Annotated in this window: 26 protein-coding genes and 1 tRNA gene; 15 read left to right on the top strand and 12 right to left on the bottom strand. The window is 62.6% G+C overall.

Translation table 11 applies throughout. From position 1 onward, the window contains the following. Positions 1-29: 29 nt before the first annotated feature. Positions 30-164, top strand: a complete 135-nt coding sequence (locus HUTA_RS16025) for a DUF7128 family protein (protein ID WP_015790750.1) — start codon at positions 30-32, stop codon at positions 162-164. Between the two features lie 43 nt (positions 165-207). On the opposite strand, the gene HUTA_RS14830 is transcribed toward HUTA_RS16025, so the two are convergent. Then, on the bottom strand, positions 208-645 hold the full coding sequence (locus HUTA_RS14830) for a DUF5796 family protein (RefSeq protein WP_015790749.1): 438 nt from the start codon (positions 643-645) through the stop codon (positions 208-210). Positions 646-735: 90 nt separating this feature from the next. Between HUTA_RS14830 and HUTA_RS14825 the strand changes: the two genes are divergently transcribed. Then, positions 736-1,587 carry a shikimate kinase gene (locus tag HUTA_RS14825; protein WP_015790748.1) on the top strand — a complete coding sequence of 284 codons (852 nt, stop codon included), beginning with the start codon at positions 736-738 and terminating at the stop codon, positions 1,585-1,587. Continuing rightward, entirely contained in the window at positions 1,545-1,850 is a 306-nt protein-coding gene (locus HUTA_RS14820) for a chorismate mutase (RefSeq protein WP_015790747.1), read from the top strand. Before HUTA_RS14825 ends, HUTA_RS14820 begins: the two co-directional genes overlap by 43 nt. An 18-nt stretch (positions 1,851-1,868) precedes the next feature. Here the strand turns inward: HUTA_RS14820 and HUTA_RS14815 are convergent, their stop codons facing one another. Further along, the gene (locus HUTA_RS14815) at positions 1,869-2,258 is read right to left on the bottom strand and encodes a response regulator (protein ID WP_015790746.1); all 390 of its coding nucleotides are present in this window, start codon (positions 2,256-2,258) and stop codon (positions 1,869-1,871) included. Between the two features lie 217 nt (positions 2,259-2,475). On the opposite strand from HUTA_RS14815, the gene HUTA_RS14810 reads away from it, so the two are divergent. The 4 genes from HUTA_RS14810 (at position 2,476) to HUTA_RS14795 (ending at position 5,085) form a co-directional block, all read left to right on the top strand. Next, positions 2,476-3,015 carry a cob(I)yrinic acid a,c-diamide adenosyltransferase gene (locus HUTA_RS14810; protein WP_015790745.1) on the top strand — a complete coding sequence of 180 codons (540 nt, stop codon included), beginning with the start codon at positions 2,476-2,478 and terminating at the stop codon, positions 3,013-3,015. Between the two features lie 51 nt (positions 3,016-3,066). Next, on the top strand, positions 3,067-3,324 hold the full coding sequence (locus HUTA_RS14805; protein WP_015790744.1) for a DUF7553 family protein: 258 nt from the start codon (positions 3,067-3,069) through the stop codon (positions 3,322-3,324). Positions 3,325-3,372: 48 nt separating this feature from the next. Beyond that, positions 3,373-3,447 (top strand) — tRNA-Val (locus HUTA_RS14800). A gap of 186 nt (positions 3,448-3,633) precedes the next feature. Next, complete coding sequence (locus tag HUTA_RS14795) at positions 3,634-5,085, top strand: ATP-binding protein (RefSeq protein ID WP_015790743.1); 1,452 nt, start codon at positions 3,634-3,636, stop codon at positions 5,083-5,085. Positions 5,086-5,252: 167 nt separating this feature from the next. On the opposite strand, the gene HUTA_RS14790 is transcribed toward HUTA_RS14795, so the two are convergent. Continuing rightward, a complete protein-coding gene (locus HUTA_RS14790; protein ID WP_049941377.1) occupies positions 5,253-6,200 on the bottom strand; it encodes an NAD-dependent epimerase/dehydratase family protein in 948 nt (315 codons plus the stop codon). A gap of 134 nt (positions 6,201-6,334) precedes the next feature. On the opposite strand from HUTA_RS14790, the gene HUTA_RS14785 reads away from it, so the two are divergent. Continuing rightward, positions 6,335-7,420, top strand: coding sequence for a galactokinase (locus HUTA_RS14785; protein ID WP_015790741.1), 1,086 nt, complete (start codon positions 6,335-6,337; stop codon positions 7,418-7,420). A gap of 36 nt (positions 7,421-7,456) precedes the next feature. On the opposite strand, the gene HUTA_RS14780 is transcribed toward HUTA_RS14785, so the two are convergent. Beyond that, positions 7,457-8,302 carry a universal stress protein gene (locus HUTA_RS14780; RefSeq protein ID WP_015790740.1) on the bottom strand — a complete coding sequence of 282 codons (846 nt, stop codon included), beginning with the start codon at positions 8,300-8,302 and terminating at the stop codon, positions 7,457-7,459. A gap of 82 nt (positions 8,303-8,384) precedes the next feature. After that, positions 8,385-9,482: an NADH:flavin oxidoreductase/NADH oxidase gene (locus HUTA_RS14775; RefSeq protein ID WP_015790739.1), complete on the bottom strand. Its 1,098-nt coding sequence runs from the start codon at positions 9,480-9,482 to the stop codon at positions 8,385-8,387. 146 nt (positions 9,483-9,628) lie between these two features. Between HUTA_RS14775 and HUTA_RS14770 the strand changes: the two genes are divergently transcribed. Next, entirely contained in the window at positions 9,629-10,252 is a 624-nt protein-coding gene (locus HUTA_RS14770) for a ribonuclease H family protein (RefSeq protein ID WP_015790738.1), read from the top strand. An 11-nt stretch (positions 10,253-10,263) separates the two neighbouring features. Here the strand turns inward: HUTA_RS14770 and HUTA_RS14765 are convergent, their stop codons facing one another. Further along, positions 10,264-12,519: an NADP-dependent malic enzyme gene (locus HUTA_RS14765; RefSeq protein WP_015790737.1), complete on the bottom strand. Its 2,256-nt coding sequence runs from the start codon at positions 12,517-12,519 to the stop codon at positions 10,264-10,266. A gap of 134 nt (positions 12,520-12,653) precedes the next feature. Here HUTA_RS14765 and HUTA_RS14760 point away from each other — a divergent pair, with 134 nt between their 5' ends. Next, the gene (locus HUTA_RS14760; RefSeq protein WP_015790736.1) at positions 12,654-13,457 is read left to right on the top strand and encodes a COX15/CtaA family protein; all 804 of its coding nucleotides are present in this window, start codon (positions 12,654-12,656) and stop codon (positions 13,455-13,457) included. A gap of 154 nt (positions 13,458-13,611) precedes the next feature. Further along, positions 13,612-14,808, top strand: a complete 1,197-nt coding sequence (locus HUTA_RS14755) for a PQQ-binding-like beta-propeller repeat protein (protein WP_245529115.1) — start codon at positions 13,612-13,614, stop codon at positions 14,806-14,808. Positions 14,809-14,963: 155 nt separating this feature from the next. Here the strand turns inward: HUTA_RS14755 and HUTA_RS14750 are convergent, their stop codons facing one another. The 5 genes from HUTA_RS14750 to HUTA_RS14730 all read right to left on the bottom strand — a co-directional run bounded on the left by HUTA_RS14750 (position 14,964) and on the right by HUTA_RS14730 (position 18,583). Further along, a complete protein-coding gene (locus HUTA_RS14750; RefSeq protein WP_015790734.1) occupies positions 14,964-16,487 on the bottom strand; it encodes a replication factor C large subunit in 1,524 nt (507 codons plus the stop codon). Between the two features lie 57 nt (positions 16,488-16,544). Then, positions 16,545-16,919 (bottom strand): type II toxin-antitoxin system VapC family toxin, encoded by a 375-nt coding sequence (locus tag HUTA_RS14745; protein WP_015790733.1) that lies wholly within the window; start codon positions 16,917-16,919, stop codon positions 16,545-16,547. Then, positions 16,920-17,150 carry an AbrB/MazE/SpoVT family DNA-binding domain-containing protein gene (locus HUTA_RS14740; protein ID WP_015790732.1) on the bottom strand — a complete coding sequence of 77 codons (231 nt, stop codon included), beginning with the start codon at positions 17,148-17,150 and terminating at the stop codon, positions 16,920-16,922. It lies immediately after the preceding gene. Positions 17,151-17,267: 117 nt separating this feature from the next. Next, entirely contained in the window at positions 17,268-18,158 is an 891-nt protein-coding gene (locus tag HUTA_RS14735) for a Vms1/Ankzf1 family peptidyl-tRNA hydrolase (protein WP_015790731.1), read from the bottom strand. Positions 18,159-18,184: 26 nt separating this feature from the next. Then, a complete protein-coding gene (locus tag HUTA_RS14730; protein ID WP_049941376.1) occupies positions 18,185-18,583 on the bottom strand; it encodes a DUF5802 family protein in 399 nt (132 codons plus the stop codon). A gap of 214 nt (positions 18,584-18,797) precedes the next feature. Between HUTA_RS14730 and HUTA_RS14725 the strand changes: the two genes are divergently transcribed. Then, positions 18,798-19,910, top strand: coding sequence for an ICP22 family protein (locus HUTA_RS14725; protein ID WP_015790729.1), 1,113 nt, complete (start codon positions 18,798-18,800; stop codon positions 19,908-19,910). Between the two features lie 174 nt (positions 19,911-20,084). Next, positions 20,085-20,735 carry an ArsR/SmtB family transcription factor gene (locus HUTA_RS14720; protein WP_015790728.1) on the top strand — a complete coding sequence of 217 codons (651 nt, stop codon included), beginning with the start codon at positions 20,085-20,087 and terminating at the stop codon, positions 20,733-20,735. 1 nt (position 20,736) lies between these two features. On the opposite strand, the gene HUTA_RS14715 is transcribed toward HUTA_RS14720, so the two are convergent. Further along, on the bottom strand, positions 20,737-21,318 hold the full coding sequence (locus HUTA_RS14715; protein ID WP_015790727.1) for a hypothetical protein: 582 nt from the start codon (positions 21,316-21,318) through the stop codon (positions 20,737-20,739). Positions 21,319-21,402: 84 nt separating this feature from the next. Between HUTA_RS14715 and gatD the strand changes: the two genes are divergently transcribed. Then, on the top strand, positions 21,403-22,644 hold the full coding sequence (gene gatD, locus HUTA_RS14710; protein ID WP_015790726.1) for a Glu-tRNA(Gln) amidotransferase subunit GatD: 1,242 nt from the start codon (positions 21,403-21,405) through the stop codon (positions 22,642-22,644). 64 nt (positions 22,645-22,708) lie between these two features. Beyond that, entirely contained in the window at positions 22,709-23,707 is a 999-nt protein-coding gene (locus HUTA_RS14705) for a hypothetical protein (protein WP_015790725.1), read from the top strand. Positions 23,708-23,728 lie beyond the last annotated feature (21 nt).

Raw genomic sequence — 23,728 nt, 5'->3', positions numbered from 1 at the left:
CTATATTCACAGACGAATGACTAGTCGATATGGTAACCGAGACCGAACGCGACGGCATGACGTGGTATCAGTGTGAGGTCTGCGGGATGCTCTTCGACGCGCGGGAGGATGCGACACAACACGAAGACAACTGCGACGCCGAGGACCCCTCGTATATCCAGTAGGTGGCTCGGACGCGGCTCGAGGGGGCACTCGTCCGCGGATGCCTTATTCGCCCCGGCCCTCGGGGACGAGTTCGAACGATCGCTCGCCCATCTCGTCCTCCTCGAAGACGAAGACGCGGCCATCAACGGCATCGAAATCCGCCTCGACGACGATGCGCCGTGCGTCGTTGGCCGCTCGCACGCCGGGGAAGACTGTCGTTTTCTCTCCCGGTTCGAGGACGACCCGGCCGACGCCAGTCGACTCGAGGATCTCGGCTTCAGTGATGCGGTCGTTGACGTACACCAGCACCCCTGCCGTTTCGCTCTCATCCGTCACGAGAACGTGAACCTGTTTGCCGGGCATCGTCCTGACTGCCCCTTCTGCTCGGTTCGGAATCCCGTGATAGAACGTTTCTCGCCCGTCAGCGTATTCGACGACAACCCCCTCATCGGTCAACTCGACGCCGATTGTTTCCGGCGGGACGTCTGTCCGAATGCTCATATCCGTGCTGGGAACCCCGGATGGAAAAGCACCCCGTTGGGGGCAGTCGAACCAGCACACGTAAATATCGCCACGGAGACCACAGCGTACATGGAAGGGACGGCTGTCGCACCGGCCGCCGGGACGGTCCTCAACGCCCTCGCGACGGGCACGGGGTCGGCGTTCGCCATCGACGCGGAGTTGCGCGCCGAGGTAACCCTCGAAGCGGACGGCGGGGTCAGCGGGACGATCGCAGGCGAGCCCGATGCCGACACGGCCTTGATCGAACATTGCGTCGAGCTGGTCACCGAGCGATTCGGCGATGGTGAGGGCGGGAGCGTCCGCACGGAGAGCGATATTCCGCTGGCTGCCGGCCTGAAGAGTTCGAGCGCGGCGGCAAACGCGACCGTGCTGGCAACGCTGTCGGCGCTCGATGCCGACTCGGCGGTGTCCCGAGTTGACGCCGCACGCATCGGCGTCCAGGCGGCCAGAGACGCCGGCGTCACCGCGACCGGTGCGTTCGACGACGCGAGTGCGAGCATGCTCGGGGGCGTGACTGTGACGAACAACCACGAGGACGAACTGCTCGCCCGCGAGACCGTCGAGTGGGACGTGCTCGTCTGGACGCCGCCCGAGCGGGCCTACAGTGCCGAGGCGGACATCGAGCGCTGTCAGCAAGTCGCCCCGATGGCCGAGCTGGTTGCCGACCTCGCGCTCGATGGCGCATACGAGCGAGCGATGACAGTCAACGGCCTGGCGTTCACGGCGGCACTGGGGTTTTCGGCCGAACCGCTGCTCGAGGCGATGCCCCACGTCGCGGGCGTCTCGCTATCGGGGACCGGGCCGAGCGTGACGGCAGTCGGGAACCGGGACGATTTAGAACGCGTCCGCGCAATCTGGGAACAACGAGAGGGCACGACATGGCTAACAACGACACAGACCGACGGTACCCGGACGAGATGAGTCTCGACGAGCTCCGTGAGGAGATCGAATCGATCGATCGGGAGCTCGTGGAATTGATCGCGCGACGGACCTACGTGGCCGACACGATCGCTGCGGTCAAGGCGGATCGTGACCTGCCGACGACCGACGAGCGCCAGGAACAGCGCGTGATGGACCGAGCGGGAGCGAACGCGGAACAGTTCGACGTCGACGCCAACCTGGTGAAGGCCATCTTCCGACTGTTGATCGAGTTGAACAAGGTCGAACAGCGAGAAAACAGATAGCGATCGAAAGCGGGAGAGTCACTTCTCGAGTGCATCCCGGATCTCGACGGCGAGTTGCCCGTACTGATCTGTCCCGGCCCCCTTCTTGACGTAGCCAGTGAAGGACTCGGCATCGAGTTCGGCCTCGATGTCCTCGCGCTCGCGACCGGTGAAGACGAAAAACGGCATCTCCGGGTCGATCTCTCGGACGGCTTGTAGCAAGTCGACACCGCTGAGTTCCGGCATCGTATAATCGCTGATGATACAGTCGGCAACGTCCGGGTCGGACCGGATCTCCTGAAGTGCCGCCGTGGCACTCGTGTACGTTGCCACTTCGATCTCATCGTCGGCACGCTCGAGGAACGTCGCCGTGACCTCGAGGATGTCCGGGTCTTCGTCGACAAGGAAGACAGTTATCTCATCTGGCATCGCACTGTCCGGACCTTCGCTCGCTTTCCTAAGTAATGCCCCGGCCAAATTATCATAGTTGATAATTTTATGGGAGTACTGCGCGGGTACAGTATCAACTGTGGATTCTGTGCACACGCCGACCAGTGGATTCGGTGCACACACCGCTCAGTGGATTCGGTGGACACGCCGCTGTCCTTGCTCTAATCTTCAAGGGCGTGGGCAGCCTACTGGAGGTATGTCACTCTACACTGGCCGAGGCGACGAGGGAAAGACGGATCTCCACACTGGCGAGCGAGTCTCGAAGGCCAGTCCCCGCATCGAGGCCTACGGGACAATCGACGAACTCAACGCGCTGCTCGGGACGATCCATCCGACCGACTACCAGGACATCGGTGACGTCCTCAGAAGCGTCCAGAACCACCTGCACGTGATACAGGCGGAGTTCGCCACGCCGGAGAGCGAGCGCGACGGGCCGCGGATCGAGCGCGAAGACGTCGAACAGCTCGAAACCTGGATCGACGGGTTCGACGCCGACCTGCCAGCACTGGAATCGTTCGTCCTCCCCGGCGGGTGCGACGGGGCGAGCGCGCTCCATCACGCCCGGACAGTCTGTCGACGCGCGGAGCGGCGAGCAGTCGCACTCGGTCATTCAGCAGCCGAGGACGTCCGGGAGCCACCCCTGGTCTACCTCAATCGATTGTCGGACCTGTTGTTCGTGCTTGCCCGGATACTTAACCACCGTGCGGACGTCACGGAACCGGCCCCGACATACTGACCCGCCGGCACCGCCACAATGGTTTTATCGCTGGTCGCCCTATCAATAGATATGAACAAGCACTTCGAAGACGCACGGTACTACCTCAAGCGCGCCGGCGAAACCGCAAAGAAAGGTGTCGAGGAGGAACTCGAACCGGTCCGAGAGCGATTCACGGAACTCACCGGGGAAGACGAGCCGGAACCGGAGCCGGGTCGCTTAGAGAAGATCCGGGCAGACCTCAAGGAAGTGCAGGCAAACGCCGAGGGTGAGGCCAAGGAAGCCATCGGGGACGCCCGGGAAAAGATCGACGACTACCGCAAGGACTGAAAGCGGTAAAGCAATTCTTAAGTTCGCCCTGCCAGTAGCGATTGATGCGGGTTGGTGATCTAGTCCGGTTATGATACCTCCTTCACACGGAGGAAGTCGGCAGTTCGAATCTGCCCCAACCCACTTTTGCCGCGAACAATCCGTGAACGGGTGTAATTCAGGCAGTTCGAATGCAGTAGTGTACCCAGTGAGATCGACTGGTCATCGGATATTGCACTGCGAAGAGTACTATCTCCCGATTAGAACGAAGAGTATCGGATTCGAGAACCTCGGAGGCAGATATATTACCGTCTCGATGCTAGGCGGGATATGAATGAGCCGTCGTCGATCGACGTGTTACTCGTCGACGACAGTGGATTCTTTCGAACTGTCGTCTCCGACAAGCTTGCCGGCTGGGAGGCACTGTCGGTGCGAAAGGCGAGTTCCGGGCCGGAAGCGCTGGAGATACTCGACCGAGAGGCAATCGATTGCGTGGTGAGTGACTTCGAGATGCCGGAGATGACCGGCCTCGAACTGTACGAACGTGTCGAAGCGGAGTACGGCTTGCCGTTCGTGTTACTGACCGGCCAGGGCGACGAGGAAACTGCCAGTCGGGCGATCGGCACCGGCGTCGACGACTATCTGCGAAAAGAAGAGATCGCCGAGAGCGGACAGTTGGACCTGCTCGCGAACCGGATTCAGAACGTCGTCGCCCAGCGACAGGCTCGCGAGAAGTACGAACTGCTGGTGAACAACACACCCGACGAGATATCACAGGTCACCCACGACGGGACGATCATGGCGGCCAACGAGGCGGCTGGACGATCGTTCGACACGACCAAAACGGCTCTTGTCGGCCAACACCTGACTGATATTTTGCCGAAAGAGACGGCGGCTGGGCGCTTAAAGGAAGGTCGGAGAGCACTGGCGATCAACTCGGCGGTTACGTTCCAGGACAGCGTCGGGTATCGCCACTTCCACAACGTCGCCGTACCAGTCAGAGTCGGCAGCGAAGCCGATTCGTTTCAGCTGATCACACGGGACATCACCCAACAGAAGCGGCGCGAACAGCAACTCGAAGACCGAACGGAGAAGTTGGCGGTCATCAATCGTCTCGTCCGTCACGACATCAAGAACGATATTCAATTGCTCATTGCGTGGGCTGATGGGGTCAGCGACCACGTCGACGATGACGGCCAGGAGTACTTGGCGCGCATCCAGGACACCTGCGACCACATCTCGGAGTTGACGAATATCACCCGTGATTTCGTCGAATCGATCGGGAGCGACACGGACTTGGAATACTCGAGCGTGAATCTCCCCTACATTCTCGAGTCCGAAGTCGAGAAAGCCGACCGCCGATACGAGAACCTCCGCGTGACGATCGAGGGGGAGGTTCCAAATGTCTCCGTGAGGGGGAACGAACTTCTGTCGTCGGTGTTCGGGAACCTCTTGAGCAACGCCGTCCGTCACCACGATGGGGAAGACCCGCAAGTGACGATCCGCGTTGAGATGGACGAAACGGACGTGCGCGTGTCCCTCGCCGACAACGGCCCCGGTATCCCCGAGTCGAATCTCGACAGCATCTTCGGTAAAGGGGAGATGGGTCCCGAGAGCCCCGGAACCGGAATCGGTCTGTATCTGGTCCACACCATCGTCGATCAGTTTGGCGGCCACGTGAGCGTCGAAAACACCCCAGAACAACCCGAGGGAGCGGACGCGACTGTGGTTGAAGACGCCACCGGCTGTGTATTCACGGTCGAACTCCAGAAACACGTCTGAGCGCGGATCCGGTCGACACCCACGCGAGCGATCGGCGAAGGGCCTTCGATGGCTCCTCGGAGGCGTGCGTCGAACATTTCGGAAACGAACGCCTGATCGGGCCGAGGCAGTCCCAACCTGAATCCAATGCCGTCCAGTTGTGGACAGTGAAGAGCGGAATCGGCAGATCAGCCCAGATGCGGTTCGTTCTCGGGGTTATCGAGGAGATCACGGACACCCTGGCGGATGGCCTCGTCACTGGATGCGGACGGTTCCCATCCCAGCGCGGCGAGTTTTTCGATCGAGAGGCGCATCTTGGGGACGTCGCCAGTCCAGCCGCGGTCGCCCCCGGTGTACTCGTAGTCGGGATCGACGTCCATCTCGTCGCTGACGATGTCCGCGATACGATTGACGGAGGTTGTCGTGCGGGTGCCCAAATTGTACGTGTTGACGGGGTCGTCGGCGTGCTCGACGACGTAGCACATCGCGTCGAGACAGTTCGCAAGCGTCATGTAGGACTTCTCCTGGCGGCCGTTGCCCCGGATGGTCAGCGTCTCCGGATCCTCGGTGAGTTTATAAATGAAGTCGGGGACGACGCCTGCGCCGTATCGCGGGCCGACGATGTTGGCAAACCGGAAGTTCCAGACCGAGAAGTCGTGGCTGTGGGCGTACACCGACAGGAGACTCTCCTCGGATAGCTTCGCCGCGCCGTACTCGCTGATCGGTTCGAGGGGGGCGAAATCCTCGGGCGTGGGTCGCGGCGCTTCGCCGTAGACAGTCGAGGAAGACGTGAACGCAATCGACTCGACGCCAACGTCGTCCATGCGTTCGAGGACGTTGTAGGTCATCTCGCCGTTGGCTTCGAACTGCTCGCGAGGCGCGTCGGCGTTGACGTATTTGTCCGCTGCGAGATGAAACACAAGGTCGACCTCGTCCGTAATAGCGTCAGCGACGACCGCCTCGTCGGTCAGATCACCCTCGATGAAGGTCGCTTCGTCAGGCACGGACGACCGGATGCCGTTCGAGAGATTGTCGACGACCACAACGTCGTTGTCCGCCACCAGTCGCCGGGTGAGTGCCGCACCGATCAGTCCGGCACCGCCGGTCACGACGACTTGCTTGTCAGTCAGCTCCATATCCCCAAGCCAGGGCATAGCTGGAAAAACATATCGGAGTGGCCATGGCCGAGGGGGCTTTCCCTGAGCCGTTCGTGCAGTCCGCGACATTCCCACGGCGGCCTTTTTGCTGGTCGAGTCAAACAGAGAGGTACATGGTCGATTTCGAAGGGGACTATACTGTCCGTTCCCCGGGTCGCGTCAATCTGATCGGGGGCCACACTGACTACACACTCGGGTACGTGATGCCACTGGCGACGGATCTGCAGACGCGACTCGAAGCGACCGAGAGCGAGGACGTACACGTGTCTTCGACCGCGGTCGAATCGAGCTATTCGTTCGCGACCGACGATCTGGAACCAGTCGAGGACTGGGTCGACTACGTCAAAGGCTGTTATGCTATCTTACAGGCGGCGGGATACGATCCCGGCGGCTTTCGCGGCGACATCACCACGAAACTGCCGATCGGGGCCGGGTTGAGTTCCTCGGCGAGCCTGGAGCTTGCGGTCATGGCACTGTTGAACGAGGCATACGACCTTGGCCTCTCGCGGGAGCGAATGGCGCGGCTGAGTCAGCGTGTCGAGAACGACTACGTCGGGGTGGCCTGTGGGATCATGGACCAGTTTGCCGTGGCACTCGGGCAGGACGGCCACGCACTCTCGATCGACACTGAAACACTGACGTACACGCCAGTCCCGTTTCCGGACGGAATCGAGATCCTGGTCTTTCACACCGGTGTCTCCCGGGGATTGGTCGAGTCGGCCTACAACCAGCGTCGGGAGACCGTCGAGGGTGCGCTCGAGAAGCTGGACGTCGATTCGTCGAAAGACGTTTCGGAGGGGGATCTGCACGGGCTTGATCCGCTGGAGCGAGAGCGACTCGGGTACGTCGTCCGGGAGAACGCTCGCGTCCAACGGGCGCAGGCGGCACTCGAAGACGGGGAGATTCAGACGTTCGGGGAGATACTTCTCTCCGCACACCGGGACATCGCCGACCACTACGACGCCAGCTGTAAAGAACTGGATTTCGTCGTCGAGACGGCCCTCGAGGCTGGAGCCTACGGGGCACGATTGACTGGTGCTGGGTGGGGTGGGGCGGCGATCGCCGTCGTCGACACTGAAACCGTCGAATCGGTCGCCACGTCCATCGAAGCGGCGTATCGAGAACAGTTCCCGGAACACGATCCCCACTACTACCGCATCGAAGCTGCGGACGGCGTCCGAGTGACACACACTGGTTGACCGACAGCCGTACCGTGATCGATCGTGGGGGCGGCGTCACTCACCGTCGGGTTCGCGGACGGTGAGTACCGGGACGTCGGCGGTCCGAACCAGTTTCTCGGTGACGCCACCGAAGAGATACCGGTCGATCCCGGTCCGGCCGTGGGTTCCGACGACGATCAGATCGATCGGGTTCGCCGCGACGTACGAATCGATCTCTGCGTGGACGGAGGAACCGCGAACGACGGTCGTCGAGACGTCGGAAATCGACGCCTCCCTTGCCACGTCACCAGCGGTCTCGACGGCGTCGTGAGCGAGTTCGTCCATTCGATCGCGACTCACCGACGAGCGGACGTTGGCGTCCTGCCGTGAGGGCTCGATGACAGAGAGTGCAGTCAATGGGACCTTCGCCACGCTGGCAAGTTCGACAGCGACGTCCAGTGCAGCGTTGGCAGATCGACTACCGTCGGTTGGGACCAGCACGCGGCGGTAGGGATAACGCAACTCGGAATCAGGGCAGGCAGTCAGCACGGGGACATCCGCAAGCCGGATGACACGTGCCGTCACGCTGCCGAGAAGGAGGCGCTCCAGCCCTGTCCGCCCGTGTGTCGGCATCACGATGAGGTCGACGTCTTCCACGTCGGCGTATTCCAGAATCCGCTGATAGGGGCGGCCCGACCGAATCGCCGTCACGGGGTCGAGTCCGCGCTCGCGGACGCGATCGGCCGCCAGCTCGACCAGCTCGGTCCCGGCAGGCTTCTCCGAGTCGGCCGCCGTCTTCTCGTCCTGAACGGTCAGTACGTGGACGCTCGCGTCGTGGTCGGCAGCGAGATCCAGGGCATGTTCGAGCGTCGACATCGCCCCCGCACTCCCATCGGTCGGGAAAAGCAGTCGATCTACCATGTCTATAATGACTATCGGCAGGTGGCGGCAAAAGCGTAGGGTACTGCGCAGTCGGGGCACAATGCAGGAAGCGACAGTCGTCTCAGAACGCCCGGTCGTACTGCGGTGGAACGGCAACGCGATCCAGCGCATCGAGTGCATCGGCAGCGCGGATGGTGAAGTATGGGTCTCTGAGGAGCTCTCGACCCACGATCGCGAGATCCGCACGGCCGTTGGCGACGATGGCGTCGGCCTGCTCGGGTGTCGTGATCTTTCCGACAGCCCCAACACGAAGTCCCGCTGGCGTGTGCTCGTTGATCCGCTCCGCGAACGGCACCTGATAGTTCGGGCCGTCCGCGTCGGGATACGAACCCGGCCGGATCCCGCCGGAACTCACGTCGATCAGATCGACGCCGGCCTCGAAGAGATCGCCGGCGAGTCGGACCGACTGTTCGACCGTCCAGGATTCGCCATCGTCGATCCAGTCGGTCGCGGAGATCCGGACGAAGACTGGCTTGTCGTCGGGCCAGACATCCCTGACCGCAGTGACAACCTCCCGGAGTAGTCGGGTCCGATCCTCGAAACTACCCCCGTACTCGTCGGTACGATCGTTCGTGGCCGGCGAGAGAAACTCGTGGAGGAGATAGCCGTGGGCGGCGTGGACTTCGGCGATCTCGAAGCCCGCGGCGAGTGACCGCTTGGCCCCGGCCCGGAAGGACTCGACGACGGCCTCGATATCGTCGGTATCCATCCGTCGATGCGGTGGGGCCTCGGCGTCGTACGGCCAGGCGGTCCCGCTCGGGCCGATCGTCTCCCAGCCACCGGCGTCCGGTCGAACGGGTGCGCTGCCGTCCCAGGGTCGGCTCTTGGAGGCCTTCCGACCGGCGTGGGCGAGTTGAATCGCCGGAATCGAGCCCTGGTCGGCGATGATGTCTGTGATCGGCTGCCAGGCCCGGACGTGTTCGTCCGACCAGATTCCGGTATCTTCGGGGGAGATCCGTCCCCGCGGCTCGACGGCAGTCGCCTCGGTCATGACGATCCCCGCACCGCCGACGGCTCGGCTGCCGAGGTGGACGCGGTGCCAGTCGGTCGGGAGACCATCACGGTCATCACAGGAATACTGACACATCGGCGAGACCATCACGCGATTCGGGGCAGTCACGTCGCGCATTTCGAGCGGCGAGAAAAGGTCGGGTGTCATCACCCATAGCTTCGGTTGCGGGCGTGAAGAACGTCTCGACTCGGCCGAGACCGGCTGATCCCGCTATTGCTATCGCTTACCGGATATGTTTGGCAACGATTGGCATCCAAGGAAGATTTAAAACGGTTCGTCCGCGTAGCATAGGTATGGCCGCATACGGCCGGCCGAGCCTCAGAGACCTGTTCGACGATTCTCCGACGCCACACATCGCTCACCCGCCACAGACCCATCATCGGGATTTCTATCTCGCCACGGACGGGTCCTTCCACGGCGGGGAGGGTGGGCTCGGCGTCGTGATCGAGACCCGCGACGGCGAGTGTGTCGCTCGCCTGTCGGTCCCGGACGTCGTTCCGGACAACAACGTCGCGGAGTATCGCGCACTCCACTTCGGGCTGGACGTCCTCGCGGCGCGGACACCGCCCTACTCGCGGGTGGGCGTCCTGGTCGATCACGACGAACTGGCGGCCAACGTCAACGCGACGATGCTCGATCTCGACGCCCCGTGCGTCGAATCCCCACACCGGACCGAGATCCCGCCGGCCACGACCAACCATTGGCGAGGGATCCAGGCGCGAATCCGAGGGTTTCATGAGATCAGAGTGGCCCGGATCGAGAGCGACGTCAACCCGGCCCATCCCCTGGCGAACGCGCCCGAGAAGTACGCCCACGTCAACGACGAGCGCGAGCAGTGTCTGCGACCGGATCCGGTCACGGCGGTCGGCGAGCGCGTGCCACCACCGTCACGGTCGGATCGGCCGGCCGACGACTGATCGCCAGCCGGCTAGGGTTCTGACTGCGCATCGACCACTGCAACGCCCGCCAGATTGACGATGTCTTCGACGTCGTCGCCGCGCTGGACGACGTGCACGGGACGGTCCATCCCGGCCAGCATCGGGCCGACGGCGTCAGCACCGCCGAGTTGCTGGAGAAGTTTGTACGCGACGTTGCCGGCTTCGAGGTTCGGGAAGATCAGGACGTTCGCCGGTTCGTCGAGGTCGGCAAACTCGTAGGTGTCCGTCAGGGCGTCTTCTAGGACCGCCGTATCAGCCTGCATTTCACCGTCGACCGGGAAGGTGACCGAGGGATCATCCCGGAGGCGACGGGTAGCTTCCCGAGGGATCGCCGTCTGATCGTCCTCGACACTGCCGAAGTCACTATACGATAGCAAGGCCGCGCGGGGTTCGACGTTGAATTGGCGAGCCACGTCGGCCGTATGCTTCGTCACCTCGGCCAGCACGGCCGCGTCCGGATCCGGATTGACTGTCGCATCGGCCACGAAAATGACACGGTTACGGAAGGTGAGCATGTACACGCCGGCGGCGAACTCGGCGTCGGGAGCCGTTCCGACGACTTCGAGTAGCGGTCTGAGCGCCGAGGGGTAGTGATCGGTCGCACCCGTCAGCATGGCGTCGGCGTCGCCAGTTTCGACCATCGCACTCGCGAGATAGTTGCCGTCGGTCAACAGTTCACGAGCCTCGTCTCGGGTGACGCCCTTCCGTTTGCGAAGTTCGTACAGCCTGTCGGCATAGCAATCGACGGCATCGCCACCGGGATCGACGATCGTCGGATCGAACGAGAGCCCGAGTCTGTCGGCGCTGGATCGGATCTCCGTCCGATCACCGACGAGAATTGGATCGGCGATCCCACGGTCGAGAAGCTGGTAGGCGGCGCGAATCATCGTATCGTCAGCGCCCTCCGCGAGGACAACCCGTTGTGGATCGCTCTTGGCTTTGTTGAGGATGATCCGCATCATTTCCCGAGCCTTGCCGAGACGCGCTTCCAGGGACTCGACGTATGTATCGAGGTCTGGCTCTCTACGTGACACACCGGACTCGATAGCGGCCCGGGCGACGGCGGGGGCGACCTCGAAGAGAACGCGGGGATCGAGGGGCTTCGGGATGACGTACTCCGGACCGAACTGGATCGGCTCGTCGCCGTAAGCTTTCACGACGGCGTCCGGGACGTCCTCCCGGGCGAGTGCCGCCAGTGCCTCGGCGGCAGCCACCTTCATCTCCTCGTTGATCGTCCGGGCACGGGCGTCCAGTGCGCCGCGGAAAATGAACGGGAAGCCGAGGACGTTGTTGACCTGGTTCGGGTAGTCCGAGCGACCGGTCGCGACGATGGTGGTGCCCTCCCCGGCGGCTTTGGCGTCGTCGTAATCGATCTCCGGGTCCGGATTCGCCATCGGAAAGACGATCGGATCCGCGGCCATCGAGGCGACCATCGCCCCGTCGACGATCCCACTGACCGAGAGGCCAACGAAGACATCCGCGCCAGCCATCGCGTCGGCCAGGTCACCCGCCGGCCCTTCGGTCGCAAACTCGGCCTTGTACTCGTTGACGTCGCCGGCGTCGACCCGTTCGTCGGTGACGATCCCGCCGGAGTCGACCATCGTGATCGCCGATCCGGGGACGCCGAGCGATTCGAAAAAGCGGGCGGTCGCGATGGCACTCGCGCCAGCGCCCGAAAAGACGACCTCCAGCTCCGAAAGGTCCTTTCCGAGGATATCGATGGCGTTCAACAGTGCCGCGCCGGTGATGATGGCCGTCCCGTGTTGGTCGTCGTGAAACACCGGGATCGACAACGACTCCTGCAGTCGTTTCTCGATGGTAAAACACGCCGGCGCGCCGATGTCTTCCAGGTTGACGCCGCCGAACGTGGGCTCGAGTGCCTCGACGACGTCGATCATCCGTTCGGGATCGTCAGCGTCGACCTCCAGATCGAAGACATCGATGTCGGCAAAGCGCTTGAACAGCACTCCCTTGCCCTCCATCACCGGTTTGGATGCGAGCGGGCCGATGTCGCCCAGTCCGAGCGTGGCACTGCCGTCCGAGACAACGGCGACGAGGTTGCCCTTTGCCGTGTACTCGAAGGCGTCGGCGGGATCCGCGTCGATCTCCCGGCAGGGACCAGCGACCCCGGGTGAATACGCGAGGCTGAGATCCCGCTGGGTGTTGGTCGGCTTCGTCGTGGCGATCTCCAGTTTGCCGGGCGGTTCCCGCTGATGGTAATCGAGTGCGTCCTCTTCGAGACCCATACGGAGCCCCTCTCAGCCACGGATAAAAAGGAGGGGGGCCGGAGCCAAATCTTGCGAAGGCGCAAGAACGGCCGGGGCGACGTGCGGTCGCCGGAATGACGGAGGCTAAGTGAGTTCCGAACGAAGGGGACGCCATGAACCGTCGATTTCGCTCTCTCGTCGCCACGACGCTACTGTTCGTCTTCGCGACGATATTGCTGGGCGTCGCCACGAAGTCCTACGGCGCTGGCCTGGCCTGTCAGGCGCGCTGGCCGGTCTGTGACGGCGGACTCCTGAATCTGTTTCCGGAATCGTTCCCGAGTTTCTTCGAGTGGATCCACCGGGTCGTGGCCGGCATCGGCGGGCTGTTCATCGTCGGGTCCGCCATCGAATCCTGGCGTCGTGAGACGCCCACGAGGATCCGGTACGCACTGACCCTCGGTGCGCTGTTGACGCCGCTGCAGGTGCTGCTCGGCCAGCAGACGGTCACCAATTTCGGGATGTCCGAGGTACTGACGGCGCACTTCTGGACCGCCTTCACCATCTTTGGGGCGTTCGCCTTCGCCTTCGTCGCGACCTGGGCGGACTCGATCCGGTCGAGCCACCTCACCGCCGCTGCGGTCGGGGGGCTCGTGCTCTTTCCGGCCAACGTCCTGTTGACGCCACCGTTCATCAGCAGCTACACGCCCGTTCTGGGCACCCTGCAGTACGCGGTGTTGCTCGTGTTGGTCCTTGCTGTGCTTGTCCTCGTCGTCGTGGGCCGCGAGAAATTGTCCGGCACGTTCCGACACGCGCCGCTCGCTTCCCTGGCCGCGTTGCCGGTCGCGGTCTATCTCGGCCGCCATCTGATCGCCGCCTCACCACTCCACCAGACGGCGTATCTGCTCGCCGGTCTCGTCGTCTATGGCGGACTGGTCGGGAGTGCTGTCGGACTGTTCCGGGCCGGATCTCGCACATAGAGTATTTGAATGGGAAGTGAGTTCAGCACGGACAACCACTTCATTTCATCGCAATATCTGTGATTCAGCCGCGCAGCAAGTCTGATGAGTGACCAATTCATTCGTGTCTGTATTCCACAGAAAACCTATATGATAATGCGAATACGATTTGATCATGAACAGACCCTCCCGTCGGCGGTTCCTCCAGGGAAGTGCCATCGCTATGGCTGGTCTGGCAGGCTGTTCATTCCCCTCAGACCACCCTCCAGCGGACTGTTCCGACGAGGAGTTGGTTCACGAATCTGACGCCGATCTTGACCAGGCAGCATCGTGGCCATCGTACCAGTACGACTCGGCGAACACCGGGCACAATCCGGAGGCGAGCGGTCCGAAAGACGGTGTCGAGGTGGCCTGGCGATATCCGGGGTGTACAGAAGCCAAATCCGGTGCCGTCGTCCACAACGGACGTGTCTCTGCCGGTGGCCTCGTCGTTGACGGGCGGACGGGCCGCACGGTCGGTGGTGAGTGGGACCCCCACGCCAGTACACCGACGTTCGACAACGGACGACTATACGTTGGTGCGCACGATTTACTCGCACTTGACGCGGCGACTGGCGACCGTGATTGGACGTTCGAGACCGAGAGTGATAGCGGTGGGCTGGCGACTCCAGCCATCGAAGACGGGACAGTATACACGCGAGGTCAATTCGACGATCCGACTATCTACGCGGTCGATGCATCGAGCGGGGAGGAACGCTGGCGATTCGAACTCGACAGAGAGGGTCTATCCCCGCTGGCGGTCGCCGACGAAACGGTCTACTGCATCGACGAAACGTCGACAATCTACGCCATTACCGCGACCAACGGGGAAGAACAGTGGCGTCGATCCCCATCGGTCGATATCATGCGTTCGATTCCAGTCATCTGGGACGGATTGCTGTATCTCGGTGCAGGTGAGGGAGAGATCCTTGCCCTCGATGCCGACGATGGATCAGACGTGTGGCGACGTAGCCTTAGGGCCGGCTTTGTTGGTTCTGTCGCCGTCGCTGATGGAACCGTGTTCGTCCCAGGCCGGGAACAGGCTTTGATAGCGTTGAGTGCGTCTGATGGGCACGAAAAGTGGAGGCGCTCCGTCAGTGCGACGCTCGCGGGACCGCCTGTCGTCGCTGGTGATTTAGTGTACGTCGTTGCAGGCCAGACGCTGTACACCTTCGACGTGAGTAACGGCGACGAGGGCTGGCAGTTCGAAACAAGGGCAATACTGTTCGGTGACTACCAGGCAGGCGGGATTAACAGTGGCATTGCCGTCGTTGAGGACATCGTGTATGTCGCCACGGCCCCCGGTGATCTCTATGCGCTTCAAGCACAGTAAGTTTCACCGACAAACTAACGATCCCATCGGAAAGCGCTTCCAGTTAAACCCGTCCAGCTGAGTAGAATCAGCTGTGCTGTTTGTTGCCGTACCTGCACTCAGGGCCTGACAAGGATCAGATAGCAGACGGTTTCAGGAGTCCTATGACACGCTGATTACACGAAATCGCCAAGCCCGGTCTGTTGGTCGTTGGCATCCTCCTCTTCGCCGCTCCTCGCGCCCTCCTCGTCTTCGGCGCTCATTGCAGCCTCGTCCATGGAAGCATCGTCGCCGCCGTCCGCCGGCTGGGATCCAAGCGTCGCCCCCTCGGCCCTCTCCGCCTGGTCGTCCCCTTGCTCATCGCCACTTGCCGACGAACTGTCGGTTTCACCCGGGTCGAACGCGCCTTCCGAGGCGTCGACGGCGGCCGTTTCCCGGCGTTCTGCCGCGTCCTCGATGATCGAAGCGATCTTGTTCGTGTCCGCACCGCTGCCAGTGATAAACGCCACGTGGTCGGCGTCGAGATCGTAGGCCGCCGTCATCGAAACCGTCAACTCGCGGTTCTTGCAGTGGTGGGTCATCGTCTCCAGATACGGCAACACCTCGCGGCGCGCGGTGGACATGCTGACGCCGCTGGTCGTCGCAATGGCCCGAGCCACGTCGTCACGCGTGTCCCGTGCGCCCCTGGTTCGGCCGAGTTTCGACCAGTAACTCGGCGGGCCATAGCGCGTCCAGCCCCCCTTCTCACCGCTGCGTGCGGCCGCGACACCGGCTGTCATCGCATCGGAGGCGTATCGCCAAAAGGTGTAGTTCTGCGTGGCTCGCACCCGGCCGAGCCACCGGTCGGCGTTCGCGAGCGACCGATACGCACGTGCCAGTTCCGCGCCCTCGTAGTCCTTGGGCACGTTGTCCTCGATCCAGGAGATGAGGTCGTCGGGCGTCTCGTCGACGTCGTAGGACGCTTCGAGGGCTTCCTGTGCGTCTGCTTCCTTCAGGACGGTATCGAGAAACGAAAAGATGTCAGTTGTCCGGTCGCGTTCGCTGGTCACGACGTCGTCTTCGGTCACCGTGTCCCGGCCCTCCGCGATGGCCTGCAGATCGTTGATCGCTCCCCGAAGATCACCGTCGTTCATCTCCGCGATCTTTCGGAGTGCCTCCTTCTCGAAGCCGACATCCTCCTGTCGGCAGATATCACGGAGGACAGGGACGATCGACCGGGTGGAGACGTCCCGAAACTCGATGTCCCGGCAGGCGTTCCGGAGGCCCTTGCTCATCTCGTAGAACTCGTTGGCGATGAGGACGATCGGCTGTTGGGCCTCCTTGACCAGGGATGTGATCGCCCGCGTCCCGCCGCGGTCGACGTTGCCGTGGAGGTTGTCGGCCTCGTCCAGGATGACGAGTCGCCGGCCCGAACCACCCTGGGCGAGCGTACCGCTTTTGGCAGCCTCGCCCGCGACCTGCTCGATGACGTCTTTGGTCCGGGAGTCGCTGGCGTTGAGTTCGATCGTCGGCCAGTCCATGTCGTTGGCGAGCGCGTGGGCCGCCGAGGTCTTCCCGATGCCCGGCGAGCCATAGAGGACGACTGCCTCGCGGTGGTCGGGCCAGGACTCGGCCCACTCCCGAAGGGCGTCGCGGGCCTTGTCGTTGCCCCGCACCTCCGCGAGCGTCGAAGGACGATGAATCTCCGTCCAGTCGGTCATTGTCGGGGCAAGGTGCGACCGGCGTTTAGCTTCTGCGGTGACGGCCGGAAGAGTGAGTCACTCTTCGAGAACTGTCCTCAGATCGAGTCGGGATGTGACTTGATCGTAGGTGTCGTCGCTGGAGACGATTGTCTCGCCGTCTGACTCGATATAGTGGAGCGCATCAAACGGTGTAAATCCGTAGTCATCGACGTACGTTGCCGCGGTCACGACCGTTTCGACGTCGCCGTCAACCTCAACAAGCGCGGCAGCGTTCGTCACGACTCGCTCTGCCTCCCGATCTTCGCGGTACGCGACGAGGAGCAGTTCAATAAGTGTCAGCTGAGATGTCCAGAGGTCCTCACGGTGAGTGGTATACACCTCCTCGGCAGCCTCTCCTAACCAGTCGTCGTCCTTGATCAGTGCGAGCAGAAAGTCAGCCTCGACGTACATTCACCGACCGGCCTCCTCGATGGCACCCGCCCGTGCCTCCTCACGAAGTTCACTGGCCGTCTTCTCTACGTCCGAAAACTCGTCTCGAAGCGCCGCGAGCGGATCGTCCGCGACGGGAACCAGCTTGATACCGTCATGGAGAGAAACAACGTAGTACGTCTCACCATACTCTTCACGCACTTCTTTTGGCAACGTCAACCGCCCCCGGTCGTCAAGCGTCGCTTGGGTCATGTTCGCTACTACGAGGGGCGAGTCAATAAATATTCCCCAGATGACCACCTACACCCAAAAAATTACTATTTACCCACCAGTGCTGGCATAGATGGACGGCAACCCAGCCTCTACCAATCAGATCGCCCACAGCGTCGTCGTCCAGAAGTCATAGAACGCATCGTCCAGCGCCGGTTCGGGATCGCCAGTGGCGTCGACAGTCGCCGTCGCGTCAGCCGCCTCTTCGAACGCGTCCAGCACGGTTTGCTCACCGACGACGTACAGCCGGTCGGTCGAGCGCTCCTCGAGGGCTACCAGGCACCGTTCGAGGTGTGAGTCGATCTGCTCGTCGCGAAGGCGTTCAAAGCGCGCCTGCGAGAAGCCGCCTTTCGAATGATTGCGCCCCAGATCACTGTCGAAGCCGTGAAATGCGATCCGTTCGCGCCCGTGGTACTCTCCCATGGCAAAGAGGTCAGAACGGACCAGCGCCAGGGTGAATTCCCCCGTCGGCTCGAAATGCGATCGATCGAAGACAGCACCGTCATCCCAGGTGACGAACGGGTCGGGCTCGATCGGCGGGTCCAGCGCCACGCTGAGGAGGCGGGCGTCGTCGGTGAACGCGAAGCAGGGGGCGACCCGCGAGACGAGGCTCGAACGGTCGCCGAAGGCATCGCTGACAGCGTCCGGGAGCGGCGCGTCGCCGACGAACGCCGACAGTGCGCCTTCCGGATCAGTTTCGACGGATTCGAGACGGTCCAGAATCGTCGTGAGACGGTCACCGCAGAGCGTTTCACGACGCCGAACGGATAGCTCCTGCTCGGAGCCCGAGAGCCGTTCGACGCGATCTTCCAGTTCCTGAACCCGGTCATCGAGCCGGTTCGCGCGGCGTTCGGCCGCCTGGCGCTCCGTCTCGACGTCGGCTCGCCGGTCGGACTCGGCGTCGAGCTGGCGCGTTAGGTGGCGGTTTTCGTCTTCGAGTTCCTCGATACGCTCTCTGAGTCGAGCGCGACCGAGTAGCTCGTCGAGCATTACTGGAAGTCGGCGAGCCCGGTGGCTTAAATCCCGGTGGGTCGCCCGTCGTTGGACCCGAGCCCCGCTGACTGCTCACTCGCTGCCTCCGGTCGGCCGCCACCGCCGGTGAGTGACAGCAGCTGGTCGGCCCGGTCCGCCGTCGCAAGCAGCACCTCTCGCAACGACGGCGGGTTCTCGACGCGAGAGTCCGAAAGTATCTCGGGGGGCACTGCAAGTGTGTCCGCCGGCACGGACTCGACACCGGTGACCGGAAAGTGTCGCTGGTCGAGTTTCATCACCAGTGGTTGGTCGTTGCCGTCCACATCATAGAGCTGGCGGTGAACTGTCTCGTACTGTCGTCGTGACATCGCCGGCTCCGTTCCGTTCCGTGGCTCGACGTACAACCGTCCGAGGTAGTACGATCCCGAGAATGCTTCGAACATGCTATACAATAACATACACCACACTGTCGAACATAAATCTTCGGCAGGCGGTTCGTCCCACAGTACCGCACTGTCAGCGAGAGTGATAAGACCGCATGAGACCGCCTTGGACGGAGCTATAAACGCAATTGGACGATTTGAGGGACTGTGGCCGACAACTGAACGGTCCGAACGACTGTTTGGGTTTATACGGAGACGCCACCAATGTCCGAGTATGAGATATCGGGTTCCCGTTGCCGTGGTGTTGCTGGCGATCGGGTTTGCAGTGGGACCGACTCTGGCAGGTGCAGTCGCCGCGCCAGAGACGCCAGTGGCTGCGCCGTCCGACGGGCTGTCGGCGGACCCGGTCGCCAATGCGACGACCAATGGCAGCGTCTCGCCGACGAACGGGAGTACAACGCCGACGCTCGGGAGTAAGATGAGTGCGTTCATGCAGTCCAGTACCGTCTCGGCCGATGCGTCTGTCGATGACGGGATGTGGAACGCAGGGGTAGCACGGGCGAACACGTCGGAGAAACGAAACGCGGTCGAGCAACGGACGCAGTCGCTCGAACGCCGACTCCAGCGACTCGAGGATCGACTCGCCGCCGCCGAAAACGACAGTGTCGACCTGCGGAACCCGAACGCCGCAGCGACCGTCGCGCGTCTCTCGGCTCGCATCGAGGCACTGGAACGGTCGATCAACGAAACCGACCGCACAGCTCGTTCGGTGGGTGTTAACACGACCCGACTCGACGCCCTCCGATCACACGCGTCGAATATGAGTGGCCATCAGGTCGCAGCAATGGCCCGTAACCTCTCCGCCGGCCCACCTCCATGGGCCTCGAACGGGCCACCGGCTGACCCACCCGGCCGATCCGGCAAACCAGATAGTGTTGGCCCCAGCGGACAGCACGGCCCCGCAGGCCCGAACGGGGCGGATGGCACGACGACACCTGGCCCGAACGAGACGGACAGCAAAACCGGACCCGGCTCAATCGGTCCGACCCCAGCCGGGCCGAAGGATGGGGCACCTGAAGCAAACGAAACGAGCCCCGGTTCGAACGGCAGTGACAGCGAGACACCCGGACAGCAGACGGGCTCCGTGGGGTCGTCGGACGATGCAACCACCGGATCAGACAACAGTTCATCCGCGGTGGGAGGGCCTGACGAAACTGGCCCGGACCGACGCGGACCCACAGCGGGAAACGAGACACGAACACCCGGCGGAAGCGATAATTCAGACCATCGATCCGGCGGGTCGTCGGGCGGAAACGACAACATCGGATCGGCGACCGGAGACGGCCCCGAGACAATCAGCGAACCGCTGAGACGCCGACTGGTTTGACCCCGTGATCGACCCGCAAGACTGCACGGCGCTGGCTCGAACGTCCTCGACGATCCTGGCACCGTAATCGGCTTTTGTCCGTCAGTTCTGTTCGTTGGACTCCCTGGGAATACACCCGGGCGTCGGTGGAAGTAAAAGGAAAATTTATACGCTAGAACCACTAACGTCACGTGAATGGAATCCGCCGAGTTACTCGATCTCCTGGGGAATGCGAACCGTCGACGCATCTTGCGTCTGCTTGCTCGCAAGCCCTGTTACGTCACGGAGATCAGCGACTACCTCGGCGTGAGCCCGAAGGCCGTCATCGATCACCTGCGACAACTCGAAGAGGCTGGCCTCGTCGAGAGCCGAACCGACGAACGTCGCCGCAAGTACTTTTACATCTCCCGGGGTTTCCGGCTCGAAGTCACCGCATCGCCGTACGACTTCGGGACCAAAACGGCGTATCCCGCCAGTTCCGGGCTGGACATCACTTCGTGTAAGCATCTCTCTATCGACGTCGACCCCGACGGCGCGTCCGAGTTGCCGGAACTCGCCGTCGAGATGCGCCGGTTACGACGGCTTCGAAACGAACTCTCGCTCGCTCAGCGATGGGTACAGGGTCGATTGACGGACGTCATGGAACAGGTCAGCGACGAGATCGACGACAGCGACGATCGGCTCTACGTCGAAGTGATGGGGGCCATCGCCGACGGCGGTGCCGATCTGGAGTCCATCAGCCGACAGGTGGAAGTGCCGCCGCCGGTCGTCGAGGACATTCTCGGATCGCTGCAATCGCGTGGCGTGGTCGAGCGTGACGGCGACCAGTGGGTGCTGGGGCGCTGATTCAGATGTCCCGCGTCAGCCCGGAACGGAGATCCCGACCGACGTAGTGTCCGATCACGCCAGCGAGCAAGCCGCTGCCGACACCGAACAGGAGGATGAGATCACCACGGCCGGCCAGTGCGACAACCAGAAAGTCCATGACGGCTCCCAGTGCAGCAGCGGTTGCTCCCGCGAGGCCGACTTCGAGGTACTGCCGGCGCTCACCCACGAGCCCGAATCCAAGCCCGACCGCGAAGATGCCGGCGATCGCTCCGAGCGTGTCGACGAACGGGATGACGAACGCGAACGCGAACGCCGCGACGATACTGGCGAGGAGTGCGACTCCAAACGTCCGCACGGAGAAGAGCTGACCCAGTCGCGATCGAATGCCGGCGAACGGACGCGAGATCGTTCGGGTGACCATCGATCCAAGCCGGTCGCCGAGTCCCGATAGCAAGCCCGAGTCGGCGTCCGCCGAGATTGCCTCTTCAGTCGATCCCGTCCCAACGTCGTCACTGTCAGGGCCAGTGTCGAGGAGCTCTTCGAGTTCCTCGGTATCGAGCTGCGATCGCTCGCGCGTTCGCTGGTCGGAGCGCTCGGCCATACGTTCGCTGGGACGGCCAGAGACATGGGCCTTTTCCTGTGACAGAAAGATGGTTTCAAGTCCACCGGTCCGGTAGCCCGGAGCATGAACCCAGGAGATCGCGTGGCAGTCGAGGATGGCGAGCGGACGTTCGAGGGCGTGTTACTCCCCTCGACGGACACGGAGACGCTCGTCGTCAAGCTTCCGAGCGGCTACAACGTCGGGGTCGATCGCGAAGCTGCCGAAGCCGACGTTCTGGAATCGGACGTCTACGACATCGAACCCGGCGAGGCGAGCGAGGAATCGAAGATCGAGTTCGACGAAGACCTCCCGACGATATCACTCATCTCGACGGGCGGCACCATCGCCTCGACGGTCGACTACCGCACCGGCGCGGTCACCGCCCAGTTCGACGCCGAGGACGTGCTCCGGGCCGTCCCCGAACTCGCCGGCCTGGCCAACTACCGTGGGCGCGTCGTCGCGAACATCCTCAGCGAGAACATGACCCCTGACGTGTGGGTCGACCTCGCCGAAGCTATCCACGAGGAGATCGAAGCGGGGGCCGACGGCGTCGTCGTCATGCACGGCACAGACACGATGCAGTTCTCCGCGAGCGCCATGGCGTTCATGCTCGAAACTCCCGTCCCCATCGTCTTCACCGGCAGCCAGCGCTCGGCCGATCGCCCCTCCTCGGACAACGTGATGAACGCGGTAAGTGCCGTCGAGGCCGCCAAAAGTGACGCCGCGGAGGTCATGATCTGCATGCACGCAACCGAGAGCGACGACGCCTGTGCGCTCCACCGCGGGACCCGCGCCCGGAAGAACCACACCTCCCGGCGGGACGCCTTCGAGACGATCAGCCGGGCACCACTGGGGGAAGTCGACTACGACTCCCGGACGGTCACGTTCCGCCGGGAGTACGCCGAGCGCGGCGAGACGGATCTCGCACTCCAGGACGATCTGGAAACCGACGTTGACCTCGTGAAATTCACGCCCGGTGCGGGGCCATCGATGCTCGACCCCGTCGAGGGGGCGGCCGGCGTCGTGATCGAAGGGACCGGCCTGGGCCACGTCAACACGGACTGGATCGACCGGATCGACGCGTTGGTCGAGGACGGGACGGCGGTCGTGATGACCAGCCAGTGCATCGACGGGCGGGTCTGCGATCGCGTCTACGACACCGGTCGCGATCTCCTTGACGCCGGCGTGATAGAGGGTGAGGATATGCTCCCGGGAACGGCAATGGTCAAGCTCATGTGGGTGCTGGCCAACCGCGACGATCCGGCGGCAGCCATGGGCGAACCGCTGGCCGGCGAGATCACCGAGCGGTCGACGCCCTGGGAGTGACGGCGTTTTCAGAGAGTGGGACTGGCAACCGCACTTATTTGTCCCCATTGTGAGTTCCTAGTGTATGGATCGGGGGTCCATACGTGACGCACTGTCGGGGGCAAGCGTCATTCTGGGCGGCATCGTGACGATGTATCTCGTCGCGATGTACAGTTTCTCGATCGCCCACCTCTCAGAACTGCTCAGGGCGATCAACAGTATTGCACGTACTGTTCCAGCCCCGCTGTTCACTGGAATACTCATCGTCGGCCCCGTCGCATTCTCGATCGGGACGATCGCTGGAGGGACTGCTGTCTTCCCGGGAGTGTCAAAAGCTGAAGTCACCGTGGAAACCCGGATCGTGTTACTCGCTGGAAGTGCCATGTGGCTCGCGAATATCGTCGTCTCGCTGGGGAGATCCGTGATCGGCTGGTGGGGAGTATCGTCTCTGCTCGGGTTTGGAAATTTCCCCGGGTATGGCCCGGTATTTGGAGTCGGACTCGTGGTGGCCGGAGTGGCCATGTCGCTCCCGACTCCGGCCCCAGTGACTGTGGTAACAACACCTATCGTCACTATCGTCACCGGCTTCGTCTATGGCATCCAATCCGTGACAAACCGACAGTATAGTGGATCCATTCGAGTGATTGCAGCGGGTATCGGTACAATCGTCGGTGGGCTCGGGATCTACGGCCTGATCGATATTCGTACTACCACATACTCCGGCGACGTGGCCGGCGGGTTCGCAATAATTTTCTTCGTGATCTACTCGATGATTCTGTTCGGATACGCTGCGCTCGCGTTCGGGATTTTCACACGTGGTGATCCTGACAGTGCCTTACGAACACTCAAGCTTCAGCCAGCGCAACGAATGCTTGCGGTTGCCGGCGCATTTGCTGGAATTCTGGGAGGAAGTCTCTCGTTGCTGGTGACAGTCACACGATCGTTCGTGCTGTTTACGGCATTGCGGTGGCTCTGGTTGCTCGGATCAGCCGCCCTCCCACTGCTGGCCGGTGGTGTCGGCTGGTTTCTCGCCGATCGGATCGTCGAGTTCGTTCGCAATCGAACCATGTCGGCTGGGGACTGAATTGAATCACGCCGTGGTCTT

This window comes from Halorhabdus utahensis DSM 12940 (assembly GCF_000023945.1).
GTDB classification, from domain to species: domain Archaea; phylum Halobacteriota; class Halobacteria; order Halobacteriales; family Haloarculaceae; genus Halorhabdus; species Halorhabdus utahensis.
The sequence above is the reverse complement of the archived record's forward strand: the minus strand, read 5'-3'. Positions and strand labels throughout refer to the sequence as shown.